A 22,339-nucleotide genomic window follows, 5' to 3' on the forward strand; every position below is an offset into this window, starting at 1 on the left:
GCGGAAGAATCGGGCACTCCGGTCAGACAGGTGGGATCACATCGGATGGAGCGATACGATATCGTCGTCGTGGGGGCCGGAACCGCCGGGATGCCCTGCGCGATCGAGGCCGTGAAAACCGGCGCGCGGGTGCTGGTGGTGGAGGCGGAACCGCGAGTCGGCGGCACGCTGCACGTCTCCCTCGGACAGTTGAGCGGCGCGGGTTCGGCCCTGCAGGCATCGCGCGGAATCAAGGATGACGCCGCCGCCCACATGGCCGATATCGAGCGCATCAACCGCGGCACCGGGCGGCGCGACATTCTCGCCCTGACCCTGCCCCGGCAGGGCGCGACGATCGACTGGCTGATGGAGAACGGGTTCGACATGGACCCCGCCTGCCCCACCGTCCTGCACCTGCACGAGGCCTACCGCGAGGCGCGCACCTACTGGGGTGTCGACGGCGGCCTTTCGGTGCTCGCGACCGTGGCGCCGCTGTTCGGGGCCGCAATGGCCGAACCGAATGCCGAGCTGCGCCTCGCGACCCGCGCCACCGGGCTGACCCTGAGCGACGGGGCGGTGTCGGGCCTGACCCTCGCGGGGCCGGACGGCGAATCGAGCGTCGCCACCGGCGCCGTGATCCTGGCCACCGGCGGCTACGGCAGCAACGCCGCGCTCTTTGCGCGGCTGACCGGCGGGCGGGCCCTGTTCACGGCGGCGATGCCCGGCTCGGACGGCTCCGGCATCGAACTGGCCGAGGCGGCGGGCGCCGCCCTGCGCGGTCAGGATCTGTTCCTTCCGACCTATGCCGGCGTTCCGCAGCAGGACGGCGACACGCGCATCGTCTGGCGGCAGATGCCCAGCCTCACCCCGCAGGTCCGCCAGCCCTGGGAACTGCACCTGGCCTCGGACGGCAGCCGCTTCGTGCGCGAGGACGACCCCTCGGTCGACAATCGCGAACACGCGCTGAACGCGACGGCCGACATGGCCTTCTGGTGCGTCTTCGACGACGCCGTGCTGGCCGAGGCGCCGCCCCTCCTGCCCGGCTGGACCGAAGCGGAACTGGCCGAAGCCTGGGCCACGCGGTCCGATTTCGTCACCGCCCCCGACATCGCCACCCTCGCGGCTCGCACCGGCATGAACCCGGAAGTTCTGGGCCGGAGCCTGTGCCACTACAACCGCGCGGTCGAAGGCGCGGGCGACGACCCCATGGGCCGCGCCCACCTGCCCCGCGCGATTCGCGGCCCCGCGCTGCGGGCGATACGGATGCGCGGCATGGTGCTGAAGACGCCCGCCGGCCTCGACGTGGACGACACGCTCACCGTGCGCCGACCCGACGGCACGCCGATCCGCGGCCTGCATGCGGTGGGCGAGGCCATCGGCGGCTCGACCCTTTCCGGGCGCGGCTTCATCTCCGGGATGAGCGTGACCCCTGCCCTGACACTCGGGCGCTGGCTGGGCCGGCGTCTCGGCACCGACGCGATGGAGACCTGCCCCAGATGACCACGACCGCCCGCATCCGACGCGGCTTTGCCGATACCGGCGACCGCCAGATCCACTACCGCATGTCCGGTCCCGATGACGGCGTGCCGCTGGTGGCGATCCACCAGTCGCCCGGCTCGTCCAAGCAGCTCGAAGGGCTGATGGGCGCATTGGCCGACCTCGGCCGCCGGGTCATCGCCCCCGACACCCCCGGCAACGGCGATTCCGAACCGCTGGCAAAGGCGCAGCCGGAAATCCCCGACCTCGCCGCCGCCGCCATGGCCGCCGTCGACAGCCTCCTGCCCGGTCCCTTCGACCTCTACGGCAGCCACACCGGCGCCTCCATCGCGATGGAGATCGCCATCGCCCGTCCCGACCGGGTGCGCCGCATCGTGATCGACGGCATGGGGCTTTATTCCGGCGGTCTGCAGAACGAGGTGCTCGACCGCTACGCGCGCGAGATCGCCCCGGATGCCGAGGCCACGCACCTGATGAAGGTCTGGCACTTCTGCCGCGACCAGCACCTGTTCTGGCCCTATTACAACCGCACCGCCGCCGGGCGTCTGCCGGACGGTCTGCCCGACGACGACTACATGCACGATTTCACCGTCGAGGTGCTGAAGGCCCTGCGCACCTATCACCTGTCCTACCGGGCCGCCTTCCGCCACCCCAAGCGCGAGCGCCTGCCGCTGATCGCCCGGCCCGCGCTTGTGGTATGCTCGACCTCGGACATGCTGTACGACTATTTCGGAGAGGTCGCCGACCTGATCCCCGGCGCGGCGCGCGCCGAGCTGACGGCCTGGTCCGATCCAGAACACCACGCCCACATGGCGGACGTCATCGACAGCTTCCTGAAGGAGACGGCATGACTGCCCTCGAAGACTGCCCGCTGGTCATCTTCATCGCCTACACCGTGCCCGCGGACGCCGAAGCGCGCGGTTATTCGCAATGGCTGCGCGACGTGGACATGCCCTTCTTCAACGCCATTCCCGGCACCGGGCACTATGCCAACTGGCGCGTCGGCGACGTGCTGAAGGGCCGGCCGAGGCCCTGGGACTACTTCGACTTCCAGGGGCTGAACTCCGAGGCCGATCTCGACCGGGTCTGGTTCGACCCCGGCCTCGACGATTTCCGCAAGAACTGGCTGAAACTCTGGGGCTACGGCGCGGGAGAGGCCCCGCCGGTGCTGCGGCACTCCTACCTCATGCGCCGGGTCGGAGAGCGCCGCCCCCATACCGACCTCACGCTGACCCTCTCGGGCGGCACCGGCCCGCTGCCCGGCGCCGCGGGCCATGTCCGCTGGGAGGTCGAAAGCGTGCTGCACAAGCACTTCGGCGGCGCGTCGGACAAACCCTGGAAGACCCCGGCCGCGGAGGGCAATCCGCTCGGGCTCGACTGGCTCTGCGCCACCTACGGCAACGCGGCGCCGCCGCATGAAACGGCGGAATTCGCCTGCCGGGCAAGGCTGATCGCCGCGCCCGACCGCGCGCCCGTCAGTCCATCCTGAGACCGCCGTTCACCGGGATCACCGCCCCGGTGACAAAGGCCGCCTCCTCGTCCAGCAGCCAGGACACCGCCGCCGCGATCTCGGACGGGCGGCCCATGCGCCCGAGCGGCGTTGTCGCGGACATCGCGGCCTTCTTCTCGGGCGGATGGGCGGCCAGCATCGGCGTTTCCACCGCACCCGGCGCCACACAGTTCACCGTGATCCGCCGCGGGGCAAGCTCCTGCGCCATGCTCTTGGTCAGCGCCTCGACCCCGCCCTTGGAGGCGGCATAGGCGGTGCCGGTGATGACGCCCCCGGTGCGCCCGGCAAGCGAGCCGAGCGTGACCAGCCGTCCGTCCTCCTGCAGCCAGTCCCGCGCGTTGAGGCAGCACAGGAAGGTGCCGGTGAGGTTGATGGTCAGGATCCGGCTCCAGCGGTCGAGGTCGAGATCGGCGAGCTTGCCGTTGTCGACCACCCCCGCCGCCGTGACCAGACCGTAGAGCGACGGCGCGAGCGCCCGCGCCCGCGCGAAGGCGGCGGCGACCGCGGCGGCATCGGTCACGTCCACGGCAATCGCGAAACCGCCGGTTTCCTCGGCGACCGGCGCCAGCGCAGCGGCGTCGCGATCCATCAGGATCAGCGGCGCGAAGCCGTCCCGTGCCGCCCGCCGCGCGATCGCCGCGCCGATGCCGCCCGCCGCGCCCGTCACCACCAAAGCCCTGTCCGTCATCGCCGTTCCCCCGTCCGATTTTCCGCCGCGCGGAACATTCCCGATTGATTGATCTGAATTTCTGTATCCATACTGTCATCAAAATTTGTATTATCAAGAGGACAGGAAGATGCCCGAGACAGAAAGTGACGTTCTGATCGTCGGTGCCGGCGCCTCGGGCGCCGCCGCGGCCTGGAGACTGGCCGGCCACGGGCTGCGCGTCACCTGCCTGGAGCGCGGACGCTGGGTCGACCCCGCCGCCAGCCCGTCGTCCTCGCCCGATTGGGAGATTATCCGCCAGACAGGCTGGAACCCGAATCCGAACCTGCGGCGCGGGCCCGACGACGATCCGGTCGACGATGCCGAGAGCGAGATCAAGCCGCTGTTCTTCAACGGTGTCGGCGGCAGCACCGTGATGTGGTCCTGTCATTTCCCGCGCTTCCACCCGTCCGATTTCCGCACCCGGAGCCTTGACGGCGTCGGCGACGACTGGCCGCTGAGCTATGACGACCTCGCGCCCTATTACCATCTGAACGAAGGCATCATGGGCGTTGCGGGCCTGCCGGGGCACCCCGCCTACCCGGCCCATGACGCCCCGCGCCTGCCCGCCGTGGGCCTCTCGCCCGGCGCGCGGCGGGTGGCCGAGGCCTTTGACCGCAAGGGCTGGTCGTGGTGGACCGGCGAGATCGCGATCAACACCGGCGCGGCGGGTCCGGGCACCGGCACCTGCAACGGCTGCGGCCCCTGCGAACTGCACTGTCCGCGCCGCGCCAAATCCGCGACCGACCTCAACTACTGGCCCGCCGCCATCGCAAGCGGCGCGCGGCTTGTCACCGGCGCCCGCGTCACCGAGGTGCTGACCGATTCCGCCGGTGCGGCCTGCGGCGCGGTCTGGCTGGACGATCATGGCGCGCACCACAGGCACCGCGCCAAGGTGGTGATCCTTGCCGGGAACGGCATCAACACCCCGCGCCTGCTGCTGACGTCCGGGCGGGGCGACGGCCTTGCCAATCGCAGCGGTCTGGTCGGCAGGCGGCTCATGCTGCACCCGATGGCCCGCGTCACCGGGATCTTCGACACCCCTGCCGAGGGCCACCGGGGCATCGCCGCCGGGCCCGTCGTCAGCCACCATTTCTACGAGACCGACCCGGCGCGCGGCTTTGCCCGCGGCGTCAAGCTGCAGGTCATGGGCACGGTCGGCCCCGCGCTGACTGCCAACGGCGCGCTCGGCCGGCGCCTGCCCTGGGGGACGGAGCATCACGCCGGGTTCGCCAGCCACTTCGGCCATGCGATGAGCCTGTCCATCTGTTCCGACGACATGCCGGACGAGGCCAACCGCATCACCCTGTCGGACAGCCTCACCGGATCGGACGGCCTGCCCGCCGCCAAGATGATCTACCGAATCCCCGAAGAGGCCGGGAAGGCGCTTGCCTTCGGCCGCGCCCGCGCGCGCGAGGTGCTGGCCGAGGCGGGCGCCACCGCCTTCATCGAGATGGAGAGCATCCCGCAGGCGGGCTTTCACCTGATGGGGACCGCGCGCATGGGCGCGGACCGCGAAACCTCGGTCGTCGATCCCTGGGGCCAGGCGCATGACGTGCCGGGCCTGCACGTCGCCGACGGCTCCGCCTTCGTCACGGCGGCGGCGGTCAACCCGACGAACACCCTGCAGGCGCTGGCCCTCCGACTCGCCGACCGGATCCACGCGATGCGCCGGGACAGGGCAGCTTGACGCCGCAAAAACGGTCATCTCGATCACGATTTTCCATTCTGCACTATCGGCTTACACAAAAACAAATATTGGTCTTTATTTAATACAGCTTTCTTGTAACCTTTGATTCGTAACGCAGGGAGAGACACATGCCAGATGCACGGCCCATCCCCCCGACCGATCCCGACGCGCGGCGCTGGTCCCGCGACTCGCTCGACCCCGCGCCGCTGCGCTATACGCTGACGGTCGCCGCGCTGGACGAGATCGACACCGCGCTGCGTTTCGCGCGCGAGAACGGGCTCACGGTCGACACCATCGAGCAGGAAGACTTCCGCCTCCCCTCCTTCGCGCGCGACGTGGCCGAGCTGCGGGCCCGGCTCGACAAGGGCGCGGGCTTTGTCGTGATCGGCGGCATCCCCGAAGGCAGGTATGACGAGGCCGAGAGCGAGATCGTCGCCTGGGCGCTCTGCAACTACCTCGGACAGATCATCCGGCAGGGGATCGGCCAGGACCGCCGCTTCTTCACCGTGTCCGACAAGGGCATGCCGGGAGGCGACCCGACCCGCATCGGCGCAAGCCCCAAACGCTCGCCCAAGCATTCCGACAACGGCTGTCTCGAACCCCGGTCGCCGGGCTATCTCGCGCTTTACTGCGTGCGTTCGGCGGCAGAGGGCGGCGAAAGCACGCTGATCTCGGCGCGCACGATCCACGACACCGTGGCGCGCGAACGCCCCGACCTGCTGCCGCTGCTGTTCGAGACCTACCATTTCCGCGCCCCGCAGGCCCATGTCTGGCCCAGCAAGGGACCGACCGTGCAGATGCCGATCCTCGAAGTGAAGGGCGGCGAGCTGCGCGTGCACTACGCCCGCGTCATGGTCGAGCCCGGCATGGAGATGGCCGGCACCCCGCTGAGCGCCACCCAGCGCGAGGCGCTCGACCTTCTCGACGACGTTCTCGACCGTCCCGAGCTCAACCACCGCTTCACCCTGCAGCCGGGCGAGATGCTGGTGCTGAACAACCTCGTGCTGCTTCACGGACGCGAAGCCTTTGCCGCCGGTTCGGGCGGGCGCACCCTGAAACGCTTCTGGATGTGGCGCCGTCACATCGGACCGGGCACCGACCCGGCCGCACTCGACATGGAGGAATTCGCATGAGCCGCACCCTGAAGGCGCGCATCGCATCGCTTGACGGCACCACCAAGGACGCGGACCTGCCGCTGAAGCGGATGTACAACCTCGGCTCCGCGACGCGCGATCCGAACACCGCCGTGGCGCATCAGCAGGAAGTCGCGAAATCCGGCATCCACATCGCCTTCGACGTTCCCGCCCCGCGGATCTATCCGATCTCGCTGGATGCGATCAGCTCGGAGGACGAGTTGTTCGTGCAGAACGACATGACCTCGGGCGAGGTCGAGATCGTGCTCTACATGGGCGACCAGCTTTATGTCGGGGTCGGTTCGGACCACACCGACCGGGCGCTGGAAACCGTGTCGATCCCCGGCTCCAAACAGGCCTGCGCGAACCATCTCGTGCCCGAATTCTGGCCCTACGAGGAAATCCGCGACAGCTGGGATGACTGCATCCTGCGCTCCCGGGTCGACGGGCGGCTCTATCAGGAGGTGGGGGTGAACGCCTTCATCCGTCCCGAGGACATCATCGCCATCCTGCGCGAGCGCGTCCCCGGCCTGCCGGAGAAGGATTTCCTCGTGTTCTGCGGCACCATCGTGAGCGTCGACAAGGCGCTCGGTTTCGGAACCGAGTGGTCCTACGAGCTCGACACGCCGGCCACCGGCCGCAAGCTTTCCGCAAGCTACAGGGTCGTCGACATCCTGTCCGAGGTCGATCCCGGATACCGCGTGCCCTTCTTCAACCCGAAACGCGAGAACGCCGCGTAAGACCATAAATATAAAAACTTTTCTCTAACAGGGAGACACCATAATGCCGATGAACTTCCCCCTCCGCACCACCCTCATGGCCAGCGCCGCGCTCTGCACGCTCGCCGCGGCCCCGGCGCTGGCCGAGACGATGATCGTCGCCTCGCCGCAGGCGCCCGAAGGCTTCGACGGCGACGCGCTCAAGGCGCAGACCCAGAACGTGGTGGTGCAGGTCTACGAGAATCTCGTGCGCTACCCCAAGGTCGAGGTCGACGGCGAGACGACCCTCGACGCCACCCGCGTCGAGCCGCACCTGGCCGAAAGCTGGACCACCTCCGAGGACGGCAAGACCTGGGTGTTCAAGCTGCGCGAAGGCGTGCTCAGCCCCTACGGCAACGAGCTGACCGCCGAAGACGTGGCCTGGGGCTGGAACAAGAGTTTCGACCAGAAGCGCACCGGCAACTTCATCGCCAAGGTGTCGAACGTGACCGCGGTGAAGGCGCTGTCGAAATACGAGGTGGAGTTCACGCTCTCGGCGCCCTCCTCGATCTTCCTCAATGCGCTGACGCTCTACACCCCCGGCATCTACGACACGACCGAGGTCAAGAAACACGCCACCGCCGAAGATCCCTGGGGGCTGGTCTGGATGCAGGATCACACCGCCGGGTTCGGGGCCTATCACCTCGACCAGCTCGTGCCGGACGATCAGGCGGTCTTCGTCGCCAACCCGAACTATTTCCTCGGAACGCCGCATTTCGACCGGGTGATCTACAAGGAAATCCCCTCCGAAGCCTCGCGCGTCACCCTTCTCAAGGCCGGTCAGGTGCAGTGGATCGACCGTCCCTCGATCCAGAAGGTCGTGGACATGCAGGCCGATCCCAAGGTCAAGGTCATGCGCGCCACCAGCCGCTCGGTCGCGGCGGTGCGGATGAACCCGACCTGCAAGCCCTTCGACGACGTACGGGTGCGCAAGGCCTTCAACCACGCCATCGACCGTGACGCGCTGAACACCGCCGTGTTCGCGGGACAGGCCGACCTTGCCGGCTCCATCGTGTCGCCGATCATCGAGGGCTCGCACCAGGAATACTGGACCTACGATTACGATGTCGCCAAGGCCGAGGCGCTGCTGGCCGAAGCCGGGTACGATGCCGCGACCGCCGATCCGATCGAGGTGATCTATTCCGACGTCTTCTGGCACCAGGAGCCGGTCGCCATCCAGGTCGCCGACATGCTCAAGAAGGCCGGGGTGAACGCGCAGGCCAAGCGCATCACCGCCTCGGACATGCGCGCCCAGACCGCGCCGGGCGAACAGAGCCTGTGCTTCTTCACCTGGGAAGACGGCCCCATCGTGCTGGACGCGGTCTATTCGATGTACCTCATGTCGCATTCCGAGGGCGTGTCGAACCGCGCCAAGTTCAAGAATGCGGAGCTGGATGCCGACATCGACGCCGCACGCGAAGAGCTCGACACCGAAAAGCGCATGGCGCTGATGGACGAGGCACAGAAGATCTGGGCCGAAGAGGCCCCCTGGGTTCTGGTCACCTACCCCGCCACCTTCGAGGCCATGGCCCCGAACATCACGGGCTGGGTCTACTACCCGGACGAGCACGAACGCTGGGCCGATCTGACCACCGAGTGATCCTTCCCGACTGCCGCGCCCGTGGTCGTCCGGCCACGGGCGCGGGCCTTTCTTCCGATCAAACGACAGGACGCAACCGCCCGTGCGAACGCTCCGCTTTCTTCTGAGACGCGCCCTGATGGTGATCCCGCTGCTGGTCGGCGTGGTCTTCATCACCTTCATGCTCGTGCGCATCGGCGGGCTCGACCCCGTCGGGCAGCTTGCCGGCCCCACTGCCACCAACGCCGAATTCGAGGCGATCCGAGAGGAGCTCGGTCTCGACCAGTCGCTGTTCCGGCAGTTCGTCATCTACGCGGGCAACGTCGCGCGCGGCGATTTCGGCGAGAGCTGGCTGTCGAACCGGCCGGTGCTCGACGACATCCTGGGCCGGGCGGTCGTGTCGCTGGAACTGCTGTTCTGGGGCGTCGGGCTCGGCACGCTGATCGGCATTCCGGTGGGACTGCGCGCCGCCTTCCGTCCCAACGGGCGTTTCGACCAGGTGAGCCGCATCCTGTCGCTGCTGGGCTTCTCGATCCCGACCTACTGGCTCGGCCTCGTCGTGATCTTCGTCTTCTTCTACCTGCTCGGCTGGGCGCCGCCCGCGATGGGCCGCATCAGCCTGCTGATCACCCCGCCGCCCGCGATCACCGGCTCCTATCTCATCGACGGTCTGCTTCAGGCGAAATGGCAGGCGGCCTATTCCGCCGCCGCCCAGATGGTGCTGCCGGTGCTCTGCATGGCGATCATCGCCGCCGCGCCGATCATCAAGCAGACCCGCGCCATCGCGCTCGACGTGCTGAGTTCCGACGCCATCCGCTATGCCCGCGCCTCGGGCCTGCCCGAGCGCATCGTGCGCCGCATGGTGCTGCGCAACTCGGGCGTGCCGATCCTGACCTATGTCGGGACCGAGATCACCGGCCTCGTCGGGACCATGTCGCTGATCGAATACGTCTTCGCCTGGGGCGGGCTGGGGCAATACGGCCTCAACGCCATCGAGCGCGGGGATTTCACCGCCGTGCAGGGCTACGTGCTCACCCTCGCGCTGTTTTCCGTCATCGTCTTCCTGGTGATCGACATCCTCGTCTACCTCATGGAACCCCGTTCGGACCTGACATGATGACCGCAGACGCCCAAGGCCCCGACATCGCAACCCGCCCCTCCCGTCCTCACCGCCTGCGCAACCGCATCGTCGGGCTTGCGCGGCTCAGCCCGACCGGCGCGGTGGGGCTGGCGATCATCCTGTTCTTTGCAGTGCTGGCGGTGTTTTCCGCCTGGATCATGCCGCACGATCCGGTGGCCTCCTACACCGACCGCATCCTCCAGGCGCCCTCGTCCGAGCATTGGTTCGGCACCGACGGCAACGGCATGGACGTGTTCAGCCGGGTGATCTACGGCGCGCGCTTCGGCTTCGGCATCGCCATTCCCGCCGTGCTGCTGTCGGTGGTGATCGGGGTGCCGGTCGGGCTGATCGCGGGCTATCGCGGCGGCTACCTCGACGAGGTGCTGATGCGCTTCTTCGACGGGCTGCGGGTGTTCCCGTCGATCATCCTCGCGCTTGCCGTGGTGGCCGCGACCGGCCAGTCGCTGTTCAACGTGATCCTCGTGCTCGGCCTGCTCGACAGCCCGGTCTTTGCCCGGGTGGTGCGCGCCGAGGTGCTGTCGCTGCGGGCCTCGGTCTTTGTCGAAGGCGCGGTGGCGGCGGGCAACCCGACCTGGCGCATCCTCTTCATCCACATCCTGCCCAACGCCATCCAGGGCGCCATGGCGCAGGTCGCGGTGCGCGCGGCCTGGGCGGTGCGGATCTCGGCCACGCTGGCGTTCCTCGGCGTGGGCATCCAGGCCCCGACCCCGGAATGGGGCGCGATGATCCGCCAGGGCGCGGAATACATGATCACCGGCCAGTGGTGGGTCGGGGTCTATCCCGGCGCCGCGCTGATCCTGATGGTCTTCGGCCTCAATCTGCTGGGGGACGGCCTCCAGGACGTGATGGACCCGCGCCGGAGGGCCGCGAAATGAGCTTGCTGACCGTAGAGGGCCTGCGCACCCACTTCATCTCGCGCGATATCGACAACCGGATCCGCACCGCCCATGCGCTGAACGACGTGTCCTTTTCGATCGACCGGGGTCGCATCCTCGGCATCGTGGGAGAGACCGGGGCCGGCAAGTCCCTGACCGCGCAGTCGATCACCGGCCTCTTGCGCCCGCCCGCGAGGGTGGTCGGCGGCAAGGCGATGTTCAACGGGCGCGACCTGACGGCGATGGACGACGACGCGCTGAACCGCGTGCGCGGGGCGGAGATCGCCATGGTCGTGCAGAATCCGCGCACCTCGCTCGACCCGCTGACGCGGTTGGGCGACCAGCTTGTCCGCATCCATCAGGTGCATTCCGGCGGGCCCGTCGCCGCCTCGCGCAAGCGGGCCATCGAGATGATGGAGGCGGTCGGCATCCCCGACCCGCAGCGCCGGGCGCAGGCCTGGCCGCACGAGCTATCCGGCGGCATGGCGCAGCGCGTGCTCATCGCCATGGCGCTGATGAACGCGCCCAAGCTGCTGATCGCGGACGAACCGACCACCGGCCTCGACGTGACGGTTCAGGCGCAGATCCTCGACCTGCTGCGGGATCTGGTGGCGCGGCTCGACATGGCGACCATGCTCATCACACACGATCTCGGGGTGGTGGCGCATTTCTGCGACGAGGTGGCGGTGATGTTCGCCGGTGCCATCGTCGAGCGCGGCCCCGTGCGCGAGGTCTTCCGCCACCCGGCCCACCCCTACACCCGCGGCCTGATCGCCGCGACGCCGGAGCGGCTGCGCTCGGGCGGGGCGGCCACCTTCGGCGGGCCGCCGCCCGACCTCTACGACCTGCCCGAGGGCTGCCACTTCCGCCCCCGCTGCCCCTTTGCCCGCGCCGCCTGCCGCCAGTCCCCGACGGAACGGGAAACCACCCCCGGCCACCTGGCGCTGTGCCATTTCGCCGGCGCCTTCGACACCGCGACCGAAGCCACGACGGAGCCCGCAGAATGACCCAGCCCGTGCTTTCCGTCACCGGGCTGACCAAGGCCTTTCCCATCGGCAAGGGTCGCGCCGTGCGCGCGGTCAACGGCGTCGATCTCGACATCCGGCCGGGCGAGGTCATGGGCATGGTCGGCGAAAGCGGCTCGGGCAAGTCGACCTTCGGGCGCGCGGTGCTGCGCCTGACCGACCCGACCGAGGGCCGCATCTATTTCCGGGGCAAGGACATCACCCGCCTCCCCCTGCGCGAGATCCGCCCGATGCGGCGCGACATGACCATGGTGTTCCAGGACCCGTGGAGCGCGCTGAACCCGCGCATGTCGGTGAAATCGCTCATCGCGGAGCCGCTGAAGCTGCATATGTCGCTGTCGAGATCCGAACGCGACGACCGGGTCGAGGCGCTGGCCAGGCGCGTCCACCTCAACCCCGCCGCGCTGACGCGCACCCCGGCGGGCCTGAGCGGCGGGCAGTTGCAGCGGGTCTGCATCGCGCGGGCCATCGCCACCAACCCCGCGCTCATCGTGCTGGACGAGCCGACCTCCTCGCTCGATCTATCGGTGCGGGCGGGCATCCTGGAACTGCTGGAACAGATCCGGGCCGAGACGCAGGCGGCGATGCTGTTCATCAGCCACGACCTCGGCACCGTGCGGCTCATCAGCCAGCGGGTCGCGGTGCTCTACCTCGGGCAGGTGGTCGAGGAAGGCCCGGCCGAAACGCTCTTCGAGGCGCCCGAGCATCCCTATACCCAGGCGCTTCTGTCGGCGCACATGCCCGCCGATCCCGACCATGTGGTGCATCGCCACGTGCTCGAGGGCGAGGTGCCCTCGCCCATCGACCTGCCGCCGGGCTGCCCGTTCCAGACGCGCTGCCCGCTGGTCCTGCCCGCCTGCCGCGCGGGCACAATCGTGCCCGACCGGCTGGCCGACGACCACCGGGTGCGCTGCGTCCGCGTGGCCACCGGCGACAACAAACTCCCCGTGAAAGAACCCGCATGACCGCTGACTATCCGCTGCTCGGCAGCCCGCTGAAACTCGGCCCCCGCACCGCGCGCAACCGGATCTGGATGACCGCCCACGCGACGCTGCTGGTCAAGGATCACCTCTTCACCAAGGAGCACATCGCCTATTACACCGCCCGTGCAAAGGGCGGCGCCGCCGTCATCACGATGGAGGCGATGGCCGCCCATCCGACCACGCAGCCCTACAAGGGCAAGGCCTTTGCGTTCGATCCGCGCATGGTGCCCGAGTACCGGAAACTGGCCGATGCGGTGCATGAGTACGGCACGCTGCTGCTGTCCCAGCCCTGGCACCGGGGGCGGCAGACCAACGGCGTGACCAACGGCCTGCCGGTCTGGGCGCCCTCGGCCATTCCCTGCGGCGTCTACCGCGAGATGCCGCACGTGATGACCGGCAAGGACATCGCAGAGATCATCGAGGGGTATCGCCTCTCGGCCAGATACTCGCGCGAGGGCGGGCTCGACGGGGTCGAGGTGCACGGCATGTCGCACGGCTACCTGCTGAACCAGTTCCTGTCGCCGGCCACCAACACCCGCACCGATGCCTATGGCGGCACCATCGAGGACCGCATGCGCATCGTGGTCGAGATCCTCGACGCCTGCCGGTCCGAACTCGGCCCCGACATGATCATGGGGATGCGGATCAATTCCGACGACGGCCACGAGGGCGGGCTGCGCCCCGACGACTGGGCCGAGCTTGCCGCGCGGTTCGAGGCGACGGGCCTCATCGACTACATCTCGATGAGCCACGGCACCTATATCGACCGGATGAAGATCTACCCGACCTCGCCCGAGGAGCACGGCTTCCAACTCGGCGCGACGGAGACGGTGCGCAAGGCGCTGACCATCCCGGTCGTGGGCGTGGGCCGGATCGTCGACCCGGACGAGGCCGAAGGCTACCTGCGCGACGGCAAGCTCGATTTCGTCGGCATGGCGCGGCAGCTGATCTCGGACGCGGACTGGGGCGAGAAATCGCTCTCCGGGCGCAAGACCCAGATCCGCCCCTGCGTCGGCGCCAACTGGTGCATGTCCACGATCTTTGCCCATGCCGCCATCGGCTGCATCCACAACCCCTCGGCGGGTCGCGAACTGGAACTGAACGAGGCCGACCTGCCCGAAACCCCCGCCCGCAAGCGCGTGGCCGTGGTCGGCGGCGGCCCCGCCGGTCTGCGCGCCGCCTGGACGCTGGCGAGGCGCGGCCATGCCGTGACCCTGTTCGAGGCGCGCGACACCCTCGGCGGGCAGGTCCGCTGGTGGTCCAAGGCCGAAAGCCGCCGCGAACTGGTAGGGATCGTGAACTTTCTCGAAGCCCGCCTGCGCGAGACCGATGCCGAGATCCGCCTCGGCACCAGCGCCGATGCCGCGACGCTCAAGGACTTCGACGCCGCGGTGATTGCCGCCGGGTCCACCGGCATCGCCCATGGCTGGACCATGCTGCGCCCCGAGAAATGGTCCGGCCCCGCCCTGCCCGGCACCGATCTGCCCCACGTCATGCCCTATGGCCGGATGCTGGAAACCGACCCCGAGATCCCCGCCCGCGTCGTGGTCTTCGACACGATGGGCGGACGGCAGGGCGCGGTGACGGCGGAATACCTCGCCCGCCGGGGCGCCATCGTGGAATTCGTCACGCAACTCGGCCAGCCCTCGCCCGACCTCGCCTCGTCGCGCGACTGGGGCAAGGTGCACGGGATGCTGCGCCGTCTCGGCGTGCGCTTCCACGTGGACCGGGAACTCACCGGGATCACCCCCGACACGGTGACCCTGCGCGACCTCTACACCGGCGACACCGAGACCCTGCAGGGGATCGGCATGGTGGTCATGGTGCAGGGCGGCACGGCGAACGACGCCCTGTTCCACGAACTCGACGGACAGATGGACCTGCACCTCGTGGGCGACGCCATGGCGCCGCGCCGGGTGAACGACGCAATCAAGGAAGGCGAGCTTGCCGCTCGCCGGATATAACGAAAGGACCCACACCATGACACCCGAAGGCAAGGCCGAACTCGACAAGATCCGCGAAGTGCGCGGCTACACCCTGCCGGTTCACGAATATCTCGCGGAACTGAACCCGGAATTCCTCAAGCGTTACGGCAACCTCGCCTCCTACACCATCTTCGGCGACGAAGAGGGCCGGGCGCTGGATCTCAAGACCCGCTTTCTCGTGCTGGTCGGCGTGACCACCGCCATCAAGGGCGACCGCGAGGGGGTCGAATGGGCTTCCAAACGCGCGATCCAGAACGGCGCGACCTGGAAGGAGGTCTACGAGGCCGCCTTCATGGCCGCCCTGCCCGCCGGCATCCCCGCCTTCGAGGCGACCTGCCGCGCCTTCAACGCCATGAAGCAGGGCGAAGGCTGGGTCGACCAGGAGGTCCCCGAGGAAACCGCCAACACATGAGGCAGGTGGCCGACATCGTGGTGGTGGGCGCGGGCGCGGCGGGTCTCGCCTTTGCCCGGGCCGTCGCCGCGCCCGGCCTGCGGGTCGTGGTGCTGGAGGCGGGGCAACCCGTCGACCAGCGCCGCGCGCCCAACCTGCGCACGGAATGGGAACTGGCGCTCCAGACCGGCTACAACAACAATCCCAACATCCGGCAGGGGCCCGCCGACTACCCCGTCGACGACAGCGAGAGCGACATCTCGCCCGCGATCTACAACGCGGTGGGCGGCAGCACGATCCGCTGGGGCGGACATTTTCCGCGCTTCCGGCCCTCGGATTTCCGGATGCACACGCTCGACGGCGTGGGGGCCGACTGGCCGGTGAGCTATGACGACCTCGTCCCCTATTACGATCTGAACGACGCGATGATGGGCGTGTCGGGCCTTGCCGGGGATCCCGGCAACCCCGACCGCGCCCCCCGCCCCGCCCCGCCGCTGCCGCTCTGCGACGGCACCACGCGGCTGGCCCGCGCCTTCGACCGGCTGGGCTGGCACTGGTGGCCGTCCGACGCCGCGATCCTGTCGCGGGCGCGCGACGACCGCGAAGCCTGCAACGGCTGCGGCCCCTGCGGCGTCGGTTGCCCCCGCCACGCCCGCGCCAGCGCCGACATCGCCTATCTTGCCGCCGCGCAGGCACGCGGGGTCGAGCTGCGCGCGGGCGCGGTGGTGACGGGTCTCAAGCGATCGGGCGGCGACGTGACCGGCCTCCGCTACTCCGATGCGACCGGCGCGCACGAGATCGACGCGCCCGAAGTGGTGCTGGCGGGCAATGCGCTCGGCACCGCGCGGCTGATGGAGACCATCGAGGCCCCCGCGCCTTTCGGCCGGGGTCTCATGATGCACCCCACCGCCATCGTGACGGGCCTGTTCCCCGACAACATCCGGAGCTATCGCGGCGCCTTTGCCGCCGCCCTCGTCAGCCAGCAGTTCTACGAGACCGACACGACGCGCGGATTCACCCGAGGCTTCCAGATGCAGGCGCTGCGCGGACAGGGTCCGCTGACCACCGCGCTCGGCGGCTACGGGCTGCCGCTGCAATGGGGCACCCACCACGCCGCGGCCTTTGCGCAAAGCTTCGGGCGCACCATCTCGCTCACCGTGACCTGCGACGACCTTGCCGAGGATCAAAACCGCATCGCCCTGCACGACAGCCGCCGCGACCGGCACGGCCTGCCCGTGCCCCGGATGATCTACCGCGTGGGCGACAACTCCCGCAGGATGCTGGCCTTCGGGATCGAGCGCGCCTCCGAGGCGCTGCGCGAGGCCGGGGCGCAGGCGATCCGCGTCAACCCGCTGTCGCGCAACGCGGGCTTTCACCTCATGGGCACGGCGCGGATGGGGCAGGACGCCGAAACCTCCGTCACCGACAGCTTCGGCCGGGTCCACGGCGTGCGTGGCCTCTCCATCGTCGATGCCTCGACCTTCGTCACCGCCGCCCCCGTCAACCCGACCCCCACGCTTCAGGCCATCGCCCTGCGCGCCGGCGAGGCCATGCGCACCCGCCTGAACGCCAAAACGGAAACCGCCGCATGACCACGCATCTGAACGCCCTCGTCGACACGCTCCTGCCGGGAGACGGCGGGGACTGGCCCTCGGCCGGCGCGCTCGACCTCGGTCCCCGGATGGCGGAGATGGCCGCCCTCGCCCCCGGCGGGACCGACGCGCTGGAGACCGTGCTGGCCCGGTTGCCCGACACCTTCGGCGCGATGGATCAGCCCGCGCGGCAGGCGCTGCTTGCCGAGATCGAGGACGCGGACCCCGAACGGTTCGGCAGGATCGTGACCGCCGCCTACAACGCCTATTACACCACCCCCGCCGTGCGCGACGTGATCGAACGGCTGACCGGCTACGAGAACCGCCCGCCGCAACCGCTGGGCTACGCGCTGCCGCCCTTCGACGAAAGCCTGCTCGACGCGGTCAAGGCGCGCGGGCCGATCTGGCGCGCCGTGCCGGAATGACGGCATGAGCGGGTCCGGCGTGGTCGCAGCGCGCCCCGTGATCGGGGCCACGGCGATGCTGGCAAACACCATCCTGATTCCGATCATGGGCGTCGCCATCAAGGAACTGACCGCGCAGGGGGTCGGCACCGTCGAGATGCTGGCCTGGCGCGCCTGGCTGACCTTCGGGCTGCTGCTGCCGCTGCTGTTCTGGGGCGGCAACCTGCGGGCGGTGCTGACGGCGGACAAGTGGGCGCACGTGATCCACGCGTCGTTTACCGTCGCGACGATGGCCTGCTTCTATTACGCGCTGCGCACCATGCCCATCGTCACCGTGACGGCGATCAATTTCTCCACCCCGATCTTCACGCTGATCGGGGCGCGGCTGCTCTACGGCGAGCAGGTTTCGCCCGCCGGGTGGGGGGCGATGGCGCTGGGGTTCGCGGGCACCGTGCTGGTGCTGAGGCCCGACGCCTCGGGCATCGGGACCGACGCGGCGGTGGTGCTGCTCGGTTCGGCGCTGGGGGCGGGCATGAACCTTGCCGTCAGGCGCATGCCCGCGCGCTCCAGCAACTACGCGGTGCTGTTCTACTTCAGCCTCGGCGGGGCCGTGGTCTACGGGCTGGCCGCCATCGGCAACACCGGGCTGCCGGCGGCCGATGCCTGGCCGTGGTTCTGGGTTCTGGCGGGGATCGCGCTCGGTGTGCACACCTGCACGACCATCGCCTACCGGGTGTCCTCGTCGGTGCTGATCGGCGCACTCGACTACGCGCGCATCCTCTGGGCCGCGCTGATCGGCGCGCTGGTGCTCGAAGAGGTGCCGGACCTGGTCGACGGTCTCGGCATCCTGCTGATCGTCGCCAGCGGGGTGATCGTGCTCAAGGTCTCGACCCGCAGGATCGCCCCCGCCCCGCCGCAACCCCCGGCGGCCTAGCTGCGCGGCTGGTCCGGCTTGTCGAGAAAGACCGACCGCAGGCCGCAATCCGCCGCGACCGCGGGCCAGAGCCGCTCGATCAGGTGAAAGACCGTGCCGTCGTGGGGCAGCGGTTCGTTCGGCCAGGGGTGATCCATCCCGAACAGCCCCAGCATCCGCAGCGCGACCGAGCCGCGAACGTGGAACATGTTGCCCACCGGAAAGACCAACGGCTCTCGGGGCAGTTCGACGCCGAGCGCCGGGGCAACGCGGTGCAGCAGGCGGCGCGCGCCGCTCCAGCCGACGCGGAACGGATCGAAGGGCGCGACGAGGCCGACCTCTGGCTGCATCGCCAGCCCCAGCGCGGGCGACAGGCGGGTATCGTCGCCCAGCAGGCCGACCATCTGGAACCGCTTCCACACCAGACCGTCCTGCGACACGCCGGGCGAGCGCTTCTGATGGACGTGGCACCAGGTCTCGTCCTCCGCGGCGATGCCCTCGGCGAACAGCCGCAGGAAGGGCAGCACGTCGCGCCCGACATTCGGCATCACCCGGCAGTCGACCGCGACCCCGGCCTCCGAGGCGATGTGCAGGATCTCGTCCTTCTTGGCCTCGGTATCGGTGGTGACGACAAGGCGCCGGGCCTCGCGCAGGGCGCGGTAATACAGCAGGTCGCCGCCCAGATCGCGGGTGTAATGCGCGTGCATGTGCAGGTTGATCTCCGGCATCCCGGCATCGGTCGGCACATGGGTACGGATCTCGCACCGGGCATGGACCGCGTTGCCGCCGGCCGCGAGCGCGGCGCGCGCCTGGTCCGCCGACTGCCAGATGAACTTGCGCCCGTAGGTCCAGATCTTTTCCCGCTCGGCGATGCGGGCGGCATGATCTCCGGACCGGGTGGAGGCCATGACCGGCACGTCGAAGGCCCCGCCCCCGACGACGAAGTCGCGCTGATCGGCCAGCCGCGCGTCGAGCGCCGCGGCGATGGCGTCGAACAGCCTGGGAAAGCTCGCGCGGGCCGGCTGAGCGGTCGGGCGCTTCGGCGGCACGGACAGCAGCGCGTCGCAGGCCCCGGCAATGTCGCCGTAGGGCACGAAACTCAGCCCCTCCGCACCGTCGTAGCGGGGATCGTCAAAGCCGGTCGCGCCGCGGAACAGAACCGTGTGGCAGCCGGTTTCGGCCGCCTCGAAGACCACATTGGGCAGCGGGTCCAGCCGGGCGGGAAGGTAGAAGGCATCGGCCGCCGTGCGCAGGTCGTCGTAATACGGCCCGGTCGGCAGGAAGAACAGGTTGGCGCCGGCGCGATCCGCCCCGGCCTCGACGAGGTGCCGTTCGAGCCATACGCCGGAGTGGAAATCCTCCGGGTTGCGCCCGTCGCCGACCCAGACGAACAGCGTGTCATCGCCGCGCGCCCGCGCCGCCTGCGCGGTCAGGGCGAACAGATCCGCACCCTTGCGCCAATGCGCGACCCCCGAGCCGAGCACGACGCGGCGGCTGCCGACCTCGGTCCCGATCAACCGGGACAGGCGCGCGCGGGCGGCCTCCTGTGCCTCGGCGGTGACGCCACCGAAGACGTAGCTGCGCTGCGGCAGCATCAGCACGTCGCGCGCGGCATCGAATCCGGTTTCGGCAAAGACGCCGCTCCAGGCGTCGAGCAGCGGGGTGGCGGGAAACACCAGCAGGTCGGAGAACAGCGCCGTGAACAGCGGCTTGTGGGCGGGCAGCATGTAGTCGGGATATTCGTTGACCCGCGTCGCCCAGGGAATGCCCGAGCGCAACAGCACCTGCGAGACCGGCAGCGCCTCGACCGAGTTCAGAACGGCAAAGCGGATCTCGGGCAGCGCCTCGCTTTCGTAGAACGGGAAATCGCGGAGGGGATCGTCGGTGACGAGCACTTCGACCGCATGTTCGGCATAGGCCTCGCGCAGGGGGCCGTCCGCCAGCGCGGTGACCACGAGATTGTGCTGCTTCGCCGCCTCGCGCGCCAGCTCCAGCCCGAGCAGCGGCGCGCCGGTGAGCGACAGGTCGTGCACGGCCAGCAGGCAGGTTTCGCGCGACGGGCGGAACTCGCGCCCGCCCTCCTGGTAGCCCTGGCGCAGGGCGCGCAGGGTGCGGCGGTTTTCGCGGATGCCGTGCTGGATGTAGTGCAGAAACGGCTGCACCCCCGCATCGCGCAGCGCCGGGTGGCAGGTCAGGTAATAGGTCGCCGAGAAATCCGACACCGCCGCGTCATGCGGATGGCCGAGCAGGATCAGTTCGAACAGCAGTTCGCAGGCGTCGGGCTCGCCTGCCGCGATCAGTGCGCGGATCTGCGGATCGGTGACCAGCCCGGCGATGCGCCGGTCGAGGTCGGGGATCGCCGCCCGCAGGCGCCCGTATTCGTTCGCCGGGCGCCGCCTGTCGCGGCCGGTGGCGCACCAGTGTTGCTCGGCCTCGTCCGGCGGACGCGGCGCCTCGCGGTTGAGGCGGGTGTAAACCTCTGCATCAAAACGGAAATCACCGCGCATCCCGGCGATGTCGCTGCCTGCGGTGCGGGCCTTCCAGATGTCGTCGGCGGTCATGGCCGGGCCTCCTCGTCCGCTGCATCCTCCTGCGGGACAAGGTGAAAGCGCAACTGGTCGAACACCGCCTCGGGATCGAGGCTTTCGGGTCTTCGCAAATTGGCGAAGAAGGCCACGAACAGCGGATTCGCGACGATCTCGGCCCCCAGAAGGATGCGCCCGGCATGGCCCCCGGGGGTGAGGGCGAGGTCGGCGGCAAAGGGCTCGGTCCCGGCGCGGTCGCGCAGGGCGGCGAGCTCCGGTTCGGCAATCCGCTCCGGCGCGTGCAGAAGCGGCGTCGGCGCGAGTTGACGGAAGCGGGCCAGCCGGGCCGCGACATCGCGGATGACGCTCAGCGCGCCGCCCGGCCCGTCGACGAGGGTGAAACGGCGCCAGTCGCTGCCCGGCGGGCGCGCATCCGGCGCCTCGGGCGGCAGGACGAGGCAGCGGGGCCCCGGCCAGTCGGCGTCAGTCCAGTCGGGATCGCGGGTGATCAGCATTTTGCGCCCTCCTCCGCCGCGCGGGCCGCCGCCATGCGGCGCACGCCATCCTCGATGCCGCAGACCGCGCGCCAGCCCAGCACCCGCTCCGCACGGCCGACGTCGAGCACGTTCGACGCGACCTCGAGCGCGGAGGGCACGCTGCGCAGGTCCAGGCGGCGACCGGTCGCCGCCTCCACCAGACCGATGAGCCGGTTGAGCGAGGTTCCCGTGCCGCTGCCGAGGTTCAGCACCCGCACCGGGTCCTGCGGTGGCGGCGGCGCGGCAAGCACCCGTGCGACGGCCGCGACGAAATCGGACATGTGGAGGTAGTCGCGCAGCCCCTCGCCGCTGCCGTTGACGGTAAAGGGCGCCCCCGTCCGCGCCGCGTCGAACAGCAGGCGGAGCACGCCGCGTTCCGCCAAGGGCCGCGCGCCGCCATAGGGGTTGGCAACGCGCAGCACGCTCAGCCCGAAACCGTGGTGGCGGGCAAGGAAGCCCAACGCCTGCTCGACCTCGACCTTCTGCAAGGCGTAGAACCCGAGCGGGCGCAGCGGATGGTCCTCGGCCACCGGCAGGGATTCGGGGTTGCCGTAGACCGCGGCGGAGGAAAGGTAGACCAGGTGCCCGCGCCAGCCGCGCGCCAGCATCGCCTCGACAAAGGCGACCTGCGGCGCCACCTCGCGCGACAGGAGATCGGTGACGCCGTCGAAGGGCGCCCGTGCATCCGACAGCCCGGCGCAGTGCAGCACCGGGGCGGAGGCATCCTCGAGCCAGTCCGCGGCAAGGACGGAGCCGACGGTGATCTGCGTCAGGCCCGCGCTGCCCCCGGGCAGCGGGCGGCGCGACACGCCGGTCGCCGTCCAGCCGGTCGCGTCGAGATGTCGGAGACATTCGACGCCCAGCATCCCGGAACTGCCCGTCACGAAGACCTTGCCTGCCATGTGATCTCCTTCCTGCCCGCGGGGCCCCTCCGCCCCGCCGCCCGGACCATAGAGCCCGCCTTCGCCACATGCCACTGTCCGAAGGCAGATTTCCGCTGTCCCGCGCCGCCCGCAGCGGCGCACGGGGACGGCGGCGCGCGGCTGTGGGATCCTTGCCCGATTCCGGGCAGGTTTCGCAATATTTGCCCGCACCGGCTAGCACTGACCCAACCTGT

At 69.6% G+C, this 22,339-nt stretch carries 20 protein-coding genes; 16 read left to right on the plus strand and 4 right to left on the minus strand.

Annotation, left to right across the window (positions count from 1 at the left end):
* The first annotated feature begins 45 nt into the window (after positions 1-45).
* The 3 genes from ACN0RJ_RS10920 to ACN0RJ_RS10930 are packed head-to-tail and all read left to right on the plus strand — an operon-like array spanning position 46 to position 2,965.
* Entirely contained in the window at positions 46-1,479 is a 1,434-nt protein-coding gene (locus ACN0RJ_RS10920; protein WP_417724278.1) for an FAD-dependent oxidoreductase, read from the plus strand.
* Positions 1,476-2,327, plus strand: a complete 852-nt coding sequence (locus tag ACN0RJ_RS10925) for an alpha/beta fold hydrolase (RefSeq protein ID WP_417724279.1) — start codon at positions 1,476-1,478, stop codon at positions 2,325-2,327. The genes ACN0RJ_RS10920 and ACN0RJ_RS10925 overlap by 4 nt, the downstream gene beginning before the upstream one ends.
* Entirely contained in the window at positions 2,324-2,965 is a 642-nt protein-coding gene (locus tag ACN0RJ_RS10930) for a hypothetical protein (protein ID WP_417724280.1), read from the plus strand. The genes ACN0RJ_RS10925 and ACN0RJ_RS10930 overlap by 4 nt, the downstream gene beginning before the upstream one ends.
* Here ACN0RJ_RS10930 and ACN0RJ_RS10935 read toward each other — a convergent pair.
* Entirely contained in the window at positions 2,952-3,674 is a 723-nt protein-coding gene (locus ACN0RJ_RS10935) for an SDR family oxidoreductase (RefSeq protein ID WP_417718913.1), read from the minus strand. The two genes, ACN0RJ_RS10930 and ACN0RJ_RS10935, sit on opposite strands and share 14 nt — an antisense overlap.
* A 109-nt stretch (positions 3,675-3,783) precedes the next feature.
* Between ACN0RJ_RS10935 and ACN0RJ_RS10940 the strand changes: the two genes are divergently transcribed.
* The 13 genes from ACN0RJ_RS10940 to ACN0RJ_RS11000 all read left to right on the plus strand — a co-directional run bounded on the left by ACN0RJ_RS10940 (position 3,784) and on the right by ACN0RJ_RS11000 (position 18,182).
* Positions 3,784-5,382 carry a GMC family oxidoreductase gene (locus ACN0RJ_RS10940; RefSeq protein ID WP_417724281.1) on the plus strand — a complete coding sequence of 533 codons (1,599 nt, stop codon included), beginning with the start codon at positions 3,784-3,786 and terminating at the stop codon, positions 5,380-5,382.
* A gap of 128 nt (positions 5,383-5,510) precedes the next feature.
* The gene (locus ACN0RJ_RS10945; RefSeq protein WP_417724282.1) at positions 5,511-6,515 is read left to right on the plus strand and encodes a TauD/TfdA family dioxygenase; all 1,005 of its coding nucleotides are present in this window, start codon (positions 5,511-5,513) and stop codon (positions 6,513-6,515) included.
* On the plus strand, positions 6,512-7,255 hold the full coding sequence (locus ACN0RJ_RS10950; RefSeq protein WP_417718910.1) for a DUF2848 family protein: 744 nt from the start codon (positions 6,512-6,514) through the stop codon (positions 7,253-7,255). Before ACN0RJ_RS10945 ends, ACN0RJ_RS10950 begins: the two co-directional genes overlap by 4 nt.
* Before the next feature lie 49 nt (positions 7,256-7,304).
* Complete coding sequence (locus ACN0RJ_RS10955; RefSeq protein WP_417718909.1) at positions 7,305-8,873, plus strand: ABC transporter substrate-binding protein; 1,569 nt, start codon at positions 7,305-7,307, stop codon at positions 8,871-8,873.
* Positions 8,874-8,955: 82 nt separating this feature from the next.
* Positions 8,956-9,969: an ABC transporter permease gene (locus ACN0RJ_RS10960; RefSeq protein ID WP_417724283.1), complete on the plus strand. Its 1,014-nt coding sequence runs from the start codon at positions 8,956-8,958 to the stop codon at positions 9,967-9,969.
* Positions 9,966-10,868, plus strand: a complete 903-nt coding sequence (locus ACN0RJ_RS10965; RefSeq protein WP_417724284.1) for an ABC transporter permease — start codon at positions 9,966-9,968, stop codon at positions 10,866-10,868. Before ACN0RJ_RS10960 ends, ACN0RJ_RS10965 begins: the two co-directional genes overlap by 4 nt.
* Complete coding sequence (locus ACN0RJ_RS10970; protein ID WP_417724285.1) at positions 10,865-11,875, plus strand: ABC transporter ATP-binding protein; 1,011 nt, start codon at positions 10,865-10,867, stop codon at positions 11,873-11,875. The genes ACN0RJ_RS10965 and ACN0RJ_RS10970 overlap by 4 nt, the downstream gene beginning before the upstream one ends.
* Positions 11,872-12,858, plus strand: a complete 987-nt coding sequence (locus tag ACN0RJ_RS10975) for an ABC transporter ATP-binding protein (protein WP_417724286.1) — start codon at positions 11,872-11,874, stop codon at positions 12,856-12,858. The genes ACN0RJ_RS10970 and ACN0RJ_RS10975 overlap by 4 nt, the downstream gene beginning before the upstream one ends.
* A complete protein-coding gene (locus ACN0RJ_RS10980; protein ID WP_417724287.1) occupies positions 12,855-14,840 on the plus strand; it encodes an FAD-dependent oxidoreductase in 1,986 nt (661 codons plus the stop codon). The genes ACN0RJ_RS10975 and ACN0RJ_RS10980 overlap by 4 nt, the downstream gene beginning before the upstream one ends.
* A 16-nt stretch (positions 14,841-14,856) precedes the next feature.
* A complete protein-coding gene (locus ACN0RJ_RS10985) occupies positions 14,857-15,273 on the plus strand; it encodes a carboxymuconolactone decarboxylase family protein (RefSeq protein ID WP_417718903.1) in 417 nt (138 codons plus the stop codon).
* The gene (locus tag ACN0RJ_RS10990; RefSeq protein WP_417724288.1) at positions 15,270-16,844 is read left to right on the plus strand and encodes a GMC family oxidoreductase; all 1,575 of its coding nucleotides are present in this window, start codon (positions 15,270-15,272) and stop codon (positions 16,842-16,844) included. Before ACN0RJ_RS10985 ends, ACN0RJ_RS10990 begins: the two co-directional genes overlap by 4 nt.
* The gene (locus ACN0RJ_RS10995; RefSeq protein ID WP_417724289.1) at positions 16,841-17,269 is read left to right on the plus strand and encodes a hypothetical protein; all 429 of its coding nucleotides are present in this window, start codon (positions 16,841-16,843) and stop codon (positions 17,267-17,269) included. The genes ACN0RJ_RS10990 and ACN0RJ_RS10995 overlap by 4 nt, the downstream gene beginning before the upstream one ends.
* A gap of 4 nt (positions 17,270-17,273) precedes the next feature.
* A complete protein-coding gene (locus ACN0RJ_RS11000; protein ID WP_417724290.1) occupies positions 17,274-18,182 on the plus strand; it encodes a DMT family transporter in 909 nt (302 codons plus the stop codon).
* On the opposite strand, the gene ACN0RJ_RS11005 is transcribed toward ACN0RJ_RS11000, so the two are convergent.
* The 3 genes from ACN0RJ_RS11005 to ACN0RJ_RS11015 are packed head-to-tail and all read right to left on the minus strand — an operon-like array spanning position 18,179 to position 22,124.
* Positions 18,179-20,722, minus strand: coding sequence for a rhamnan synthesis F family protein (locus ACN0RJ_RS11005; RefSeq protein WP_417724291.1), 2,544 nt, complete (start codon positions 20,720-20,722; stop codon positions 18,179-18,181). The genes ACN0RJ_RS11000 and ACN0RJ_RS11005 overlap by 4 nt on opposite strands.
* On the minus strand, positions 20,719-21,201 hold the full coding sequence (locus ACN0RJ_RS11010; protein WP_417724292.1) for a hypothetical protein: 483 nt from the start codon (positions 21,199-21,201) through the stop codon (positions 20,719-20,721). Before ACN0RJ_RS11010 ends, ACN0RJ_RS11005 begins: the two co-directional genes overlap by 4 nt.
* Complete coding sequence (locus ACN0RJ_RS11015; protein ID WP_417724293.1) at positions 21,195-22,124, minus strand: NAD-dependent epimerase/dehydratase family protein; 930 nt, start codon at positions 22,122-22,124, stop codon at positions 21,195-21,197. Before ACN0RJ_RS11015 ends, ACN0RJ_RS11010 begins: the two co-directional genes overlap by 7 nt.
* Between the last annotated feature and the right edge of the window lie 215 nt (positions 22,125-22,339).

It is taken from the genome of Salipiger sp., from assembly GCF_048261495.1.
In the GTDB taxonomy this organism is placed as follows: Bacteria; Pseudomonadota; Alphaproteobacteria; order Rhodobacterales; family Rhodobacteraceae; genus Salipiger.

Excerpts from the sequence above, each read along its gene's own strand:
- ACN0RJ_RS10920 (WP_417724278.1), top strand. The coding sequence starts at position 46 with ATGGAGCGATACGATATCGTCGTCGTGGGGGCCGGAACCGCCGGGATG.
- ACN0RJ_RS10925 (WP_417724279.1), top strand. The coding sequence starts at position 1,476 with ATGACCACGACCGCCCGCATCCGACGCGGCTTTGCCGATACCGGCGAC.
- ACN0RJ_RS10930 (WP_417724280.1), top strand. The coding sequence starts at position 2,324 with ATGACTGCCCTCGAAGACTGCCCGCTGGTCATCTTCATCGCCTACACC.
- ACN0RJ_RS10935 (WP_417718913.1), bottom strand. The coding sequence starts at position 3,674 with ATGACGGACAGGGCTTTGGTGGTGACGGGCGCGGCGGGCGGCATCGGC.
- ACN0RJ_RS10940 (WP_417724281.1), top strand. The coding sequence starts at position 3,784 with ATGCCCGAGACAGAAAGTGACGTTCTGATCGTCGGTGCCGGCGCCTCG.
- ACN0RJ_RS10945 (WP_417724282.1), top strand. The coding sequence starts at position 5,511 with ATGCCAGATGCACGGCCCATCCCCCCGACCGATCCCGACGCGCGGCGC.
- ACN0RJ_RS10950 (WP_417718910.1), top strand. The coding sequence starts at position 6,512 with ATGAGCCGCACCCTGAAGGCGCGCATCGCATCGCTTGACGGCACCACC.
- ACN0RJ_RS10955 (WP_417718909.1), top strand. The coding sequence starts at position 7,305 with ATGAACTTCCCCCTCCGCACCACCCTCATGGCCAGCGCCGCGCTCTGC.
- ACN0RJ_RS10965 (WP_417724284.1), top strand. The coding sequence starts at position 9,966 with ATGATGACCGCAGACGCCCAAGGCCCCGACATCGCAACCCGCCCCTCC.
- ACN0RJ_RS10970 (WP_417724285.1), top strand. The coding sequence starts at position 10,865 with ATGAGCTTGCTGACCGTAGAGGGCCTGCGCACCCACTTCATCTCGCGC.
- ACN0RJ_RS10975 (WP_417724286.1), top strand. The coding sequence starts at position 11,872 with ATGACCCAGCCCGTGCTTTCCGTCACCGGGCTGACCAAGGCCTTTCCC.
- ACN0RJ_RS10980 (WP_417724287.1), top strand. The coding sequence starts at position 12,855 with ATGACCGCTGACTATCCGCTGCTCGGCAGCCCGCTGAAACTCGGCCCC.
- ACN0RJ_RS10985 (WP_417718903.1), top strand. The coding sequence starts at position 14,857 with ATGACACCCGAAGGCAAGGCCGAACTCGACAAGATCCGCGAAGTGCGC.
- ACN0RJ_RS10990 (WP_417724288.1), top strand. The coding sequence starts at position 15,270 with ATGAGGCAGGTGGCCGACATCGTGGTGGTGGGCGCGGGCGCGGCGGGT.
- ACN0RJ_RS10995 (WP_417724289.1), top strand. The coding sequence starts at position 16,841 with ATGACCACGCATCTGAACGCCCTCGTCGACACGCTCCTGCCGGGAGAC.
- ACN0RJ_RS11000 (WP_417724290.1), top strand. The coding sequence starts at position 17,274 with ATGAGCGGGTCCGGCGTGGTCGCAGCGCGCCCCGTGATCGGGGCCACG.
- ACN0RJ_RS11005 (WP_417724291.1), bottom strand. The coding sequence starts at position 20,722 with ATGACCGCCGACGACATCTGGAAGGCCCGCACCGCAGGCAGCGACATC.
- ACN0RJ_RS11010 (WP_417724292.1), bottom strand. The coding sequence starts at position 21,201 with ATGCTGATCACCCGCGATCCCGACTGGACTGACGCCGACTGGCCGGGG.
- ACN0RJ_RS11015 (WP_417724293.1), bottom strand. The coding sequence starts at position 22,124 with ATGGCAGGCAAGGTCTTCGTGACGGGCAGTTCCGGGATGCTGGGCGTC.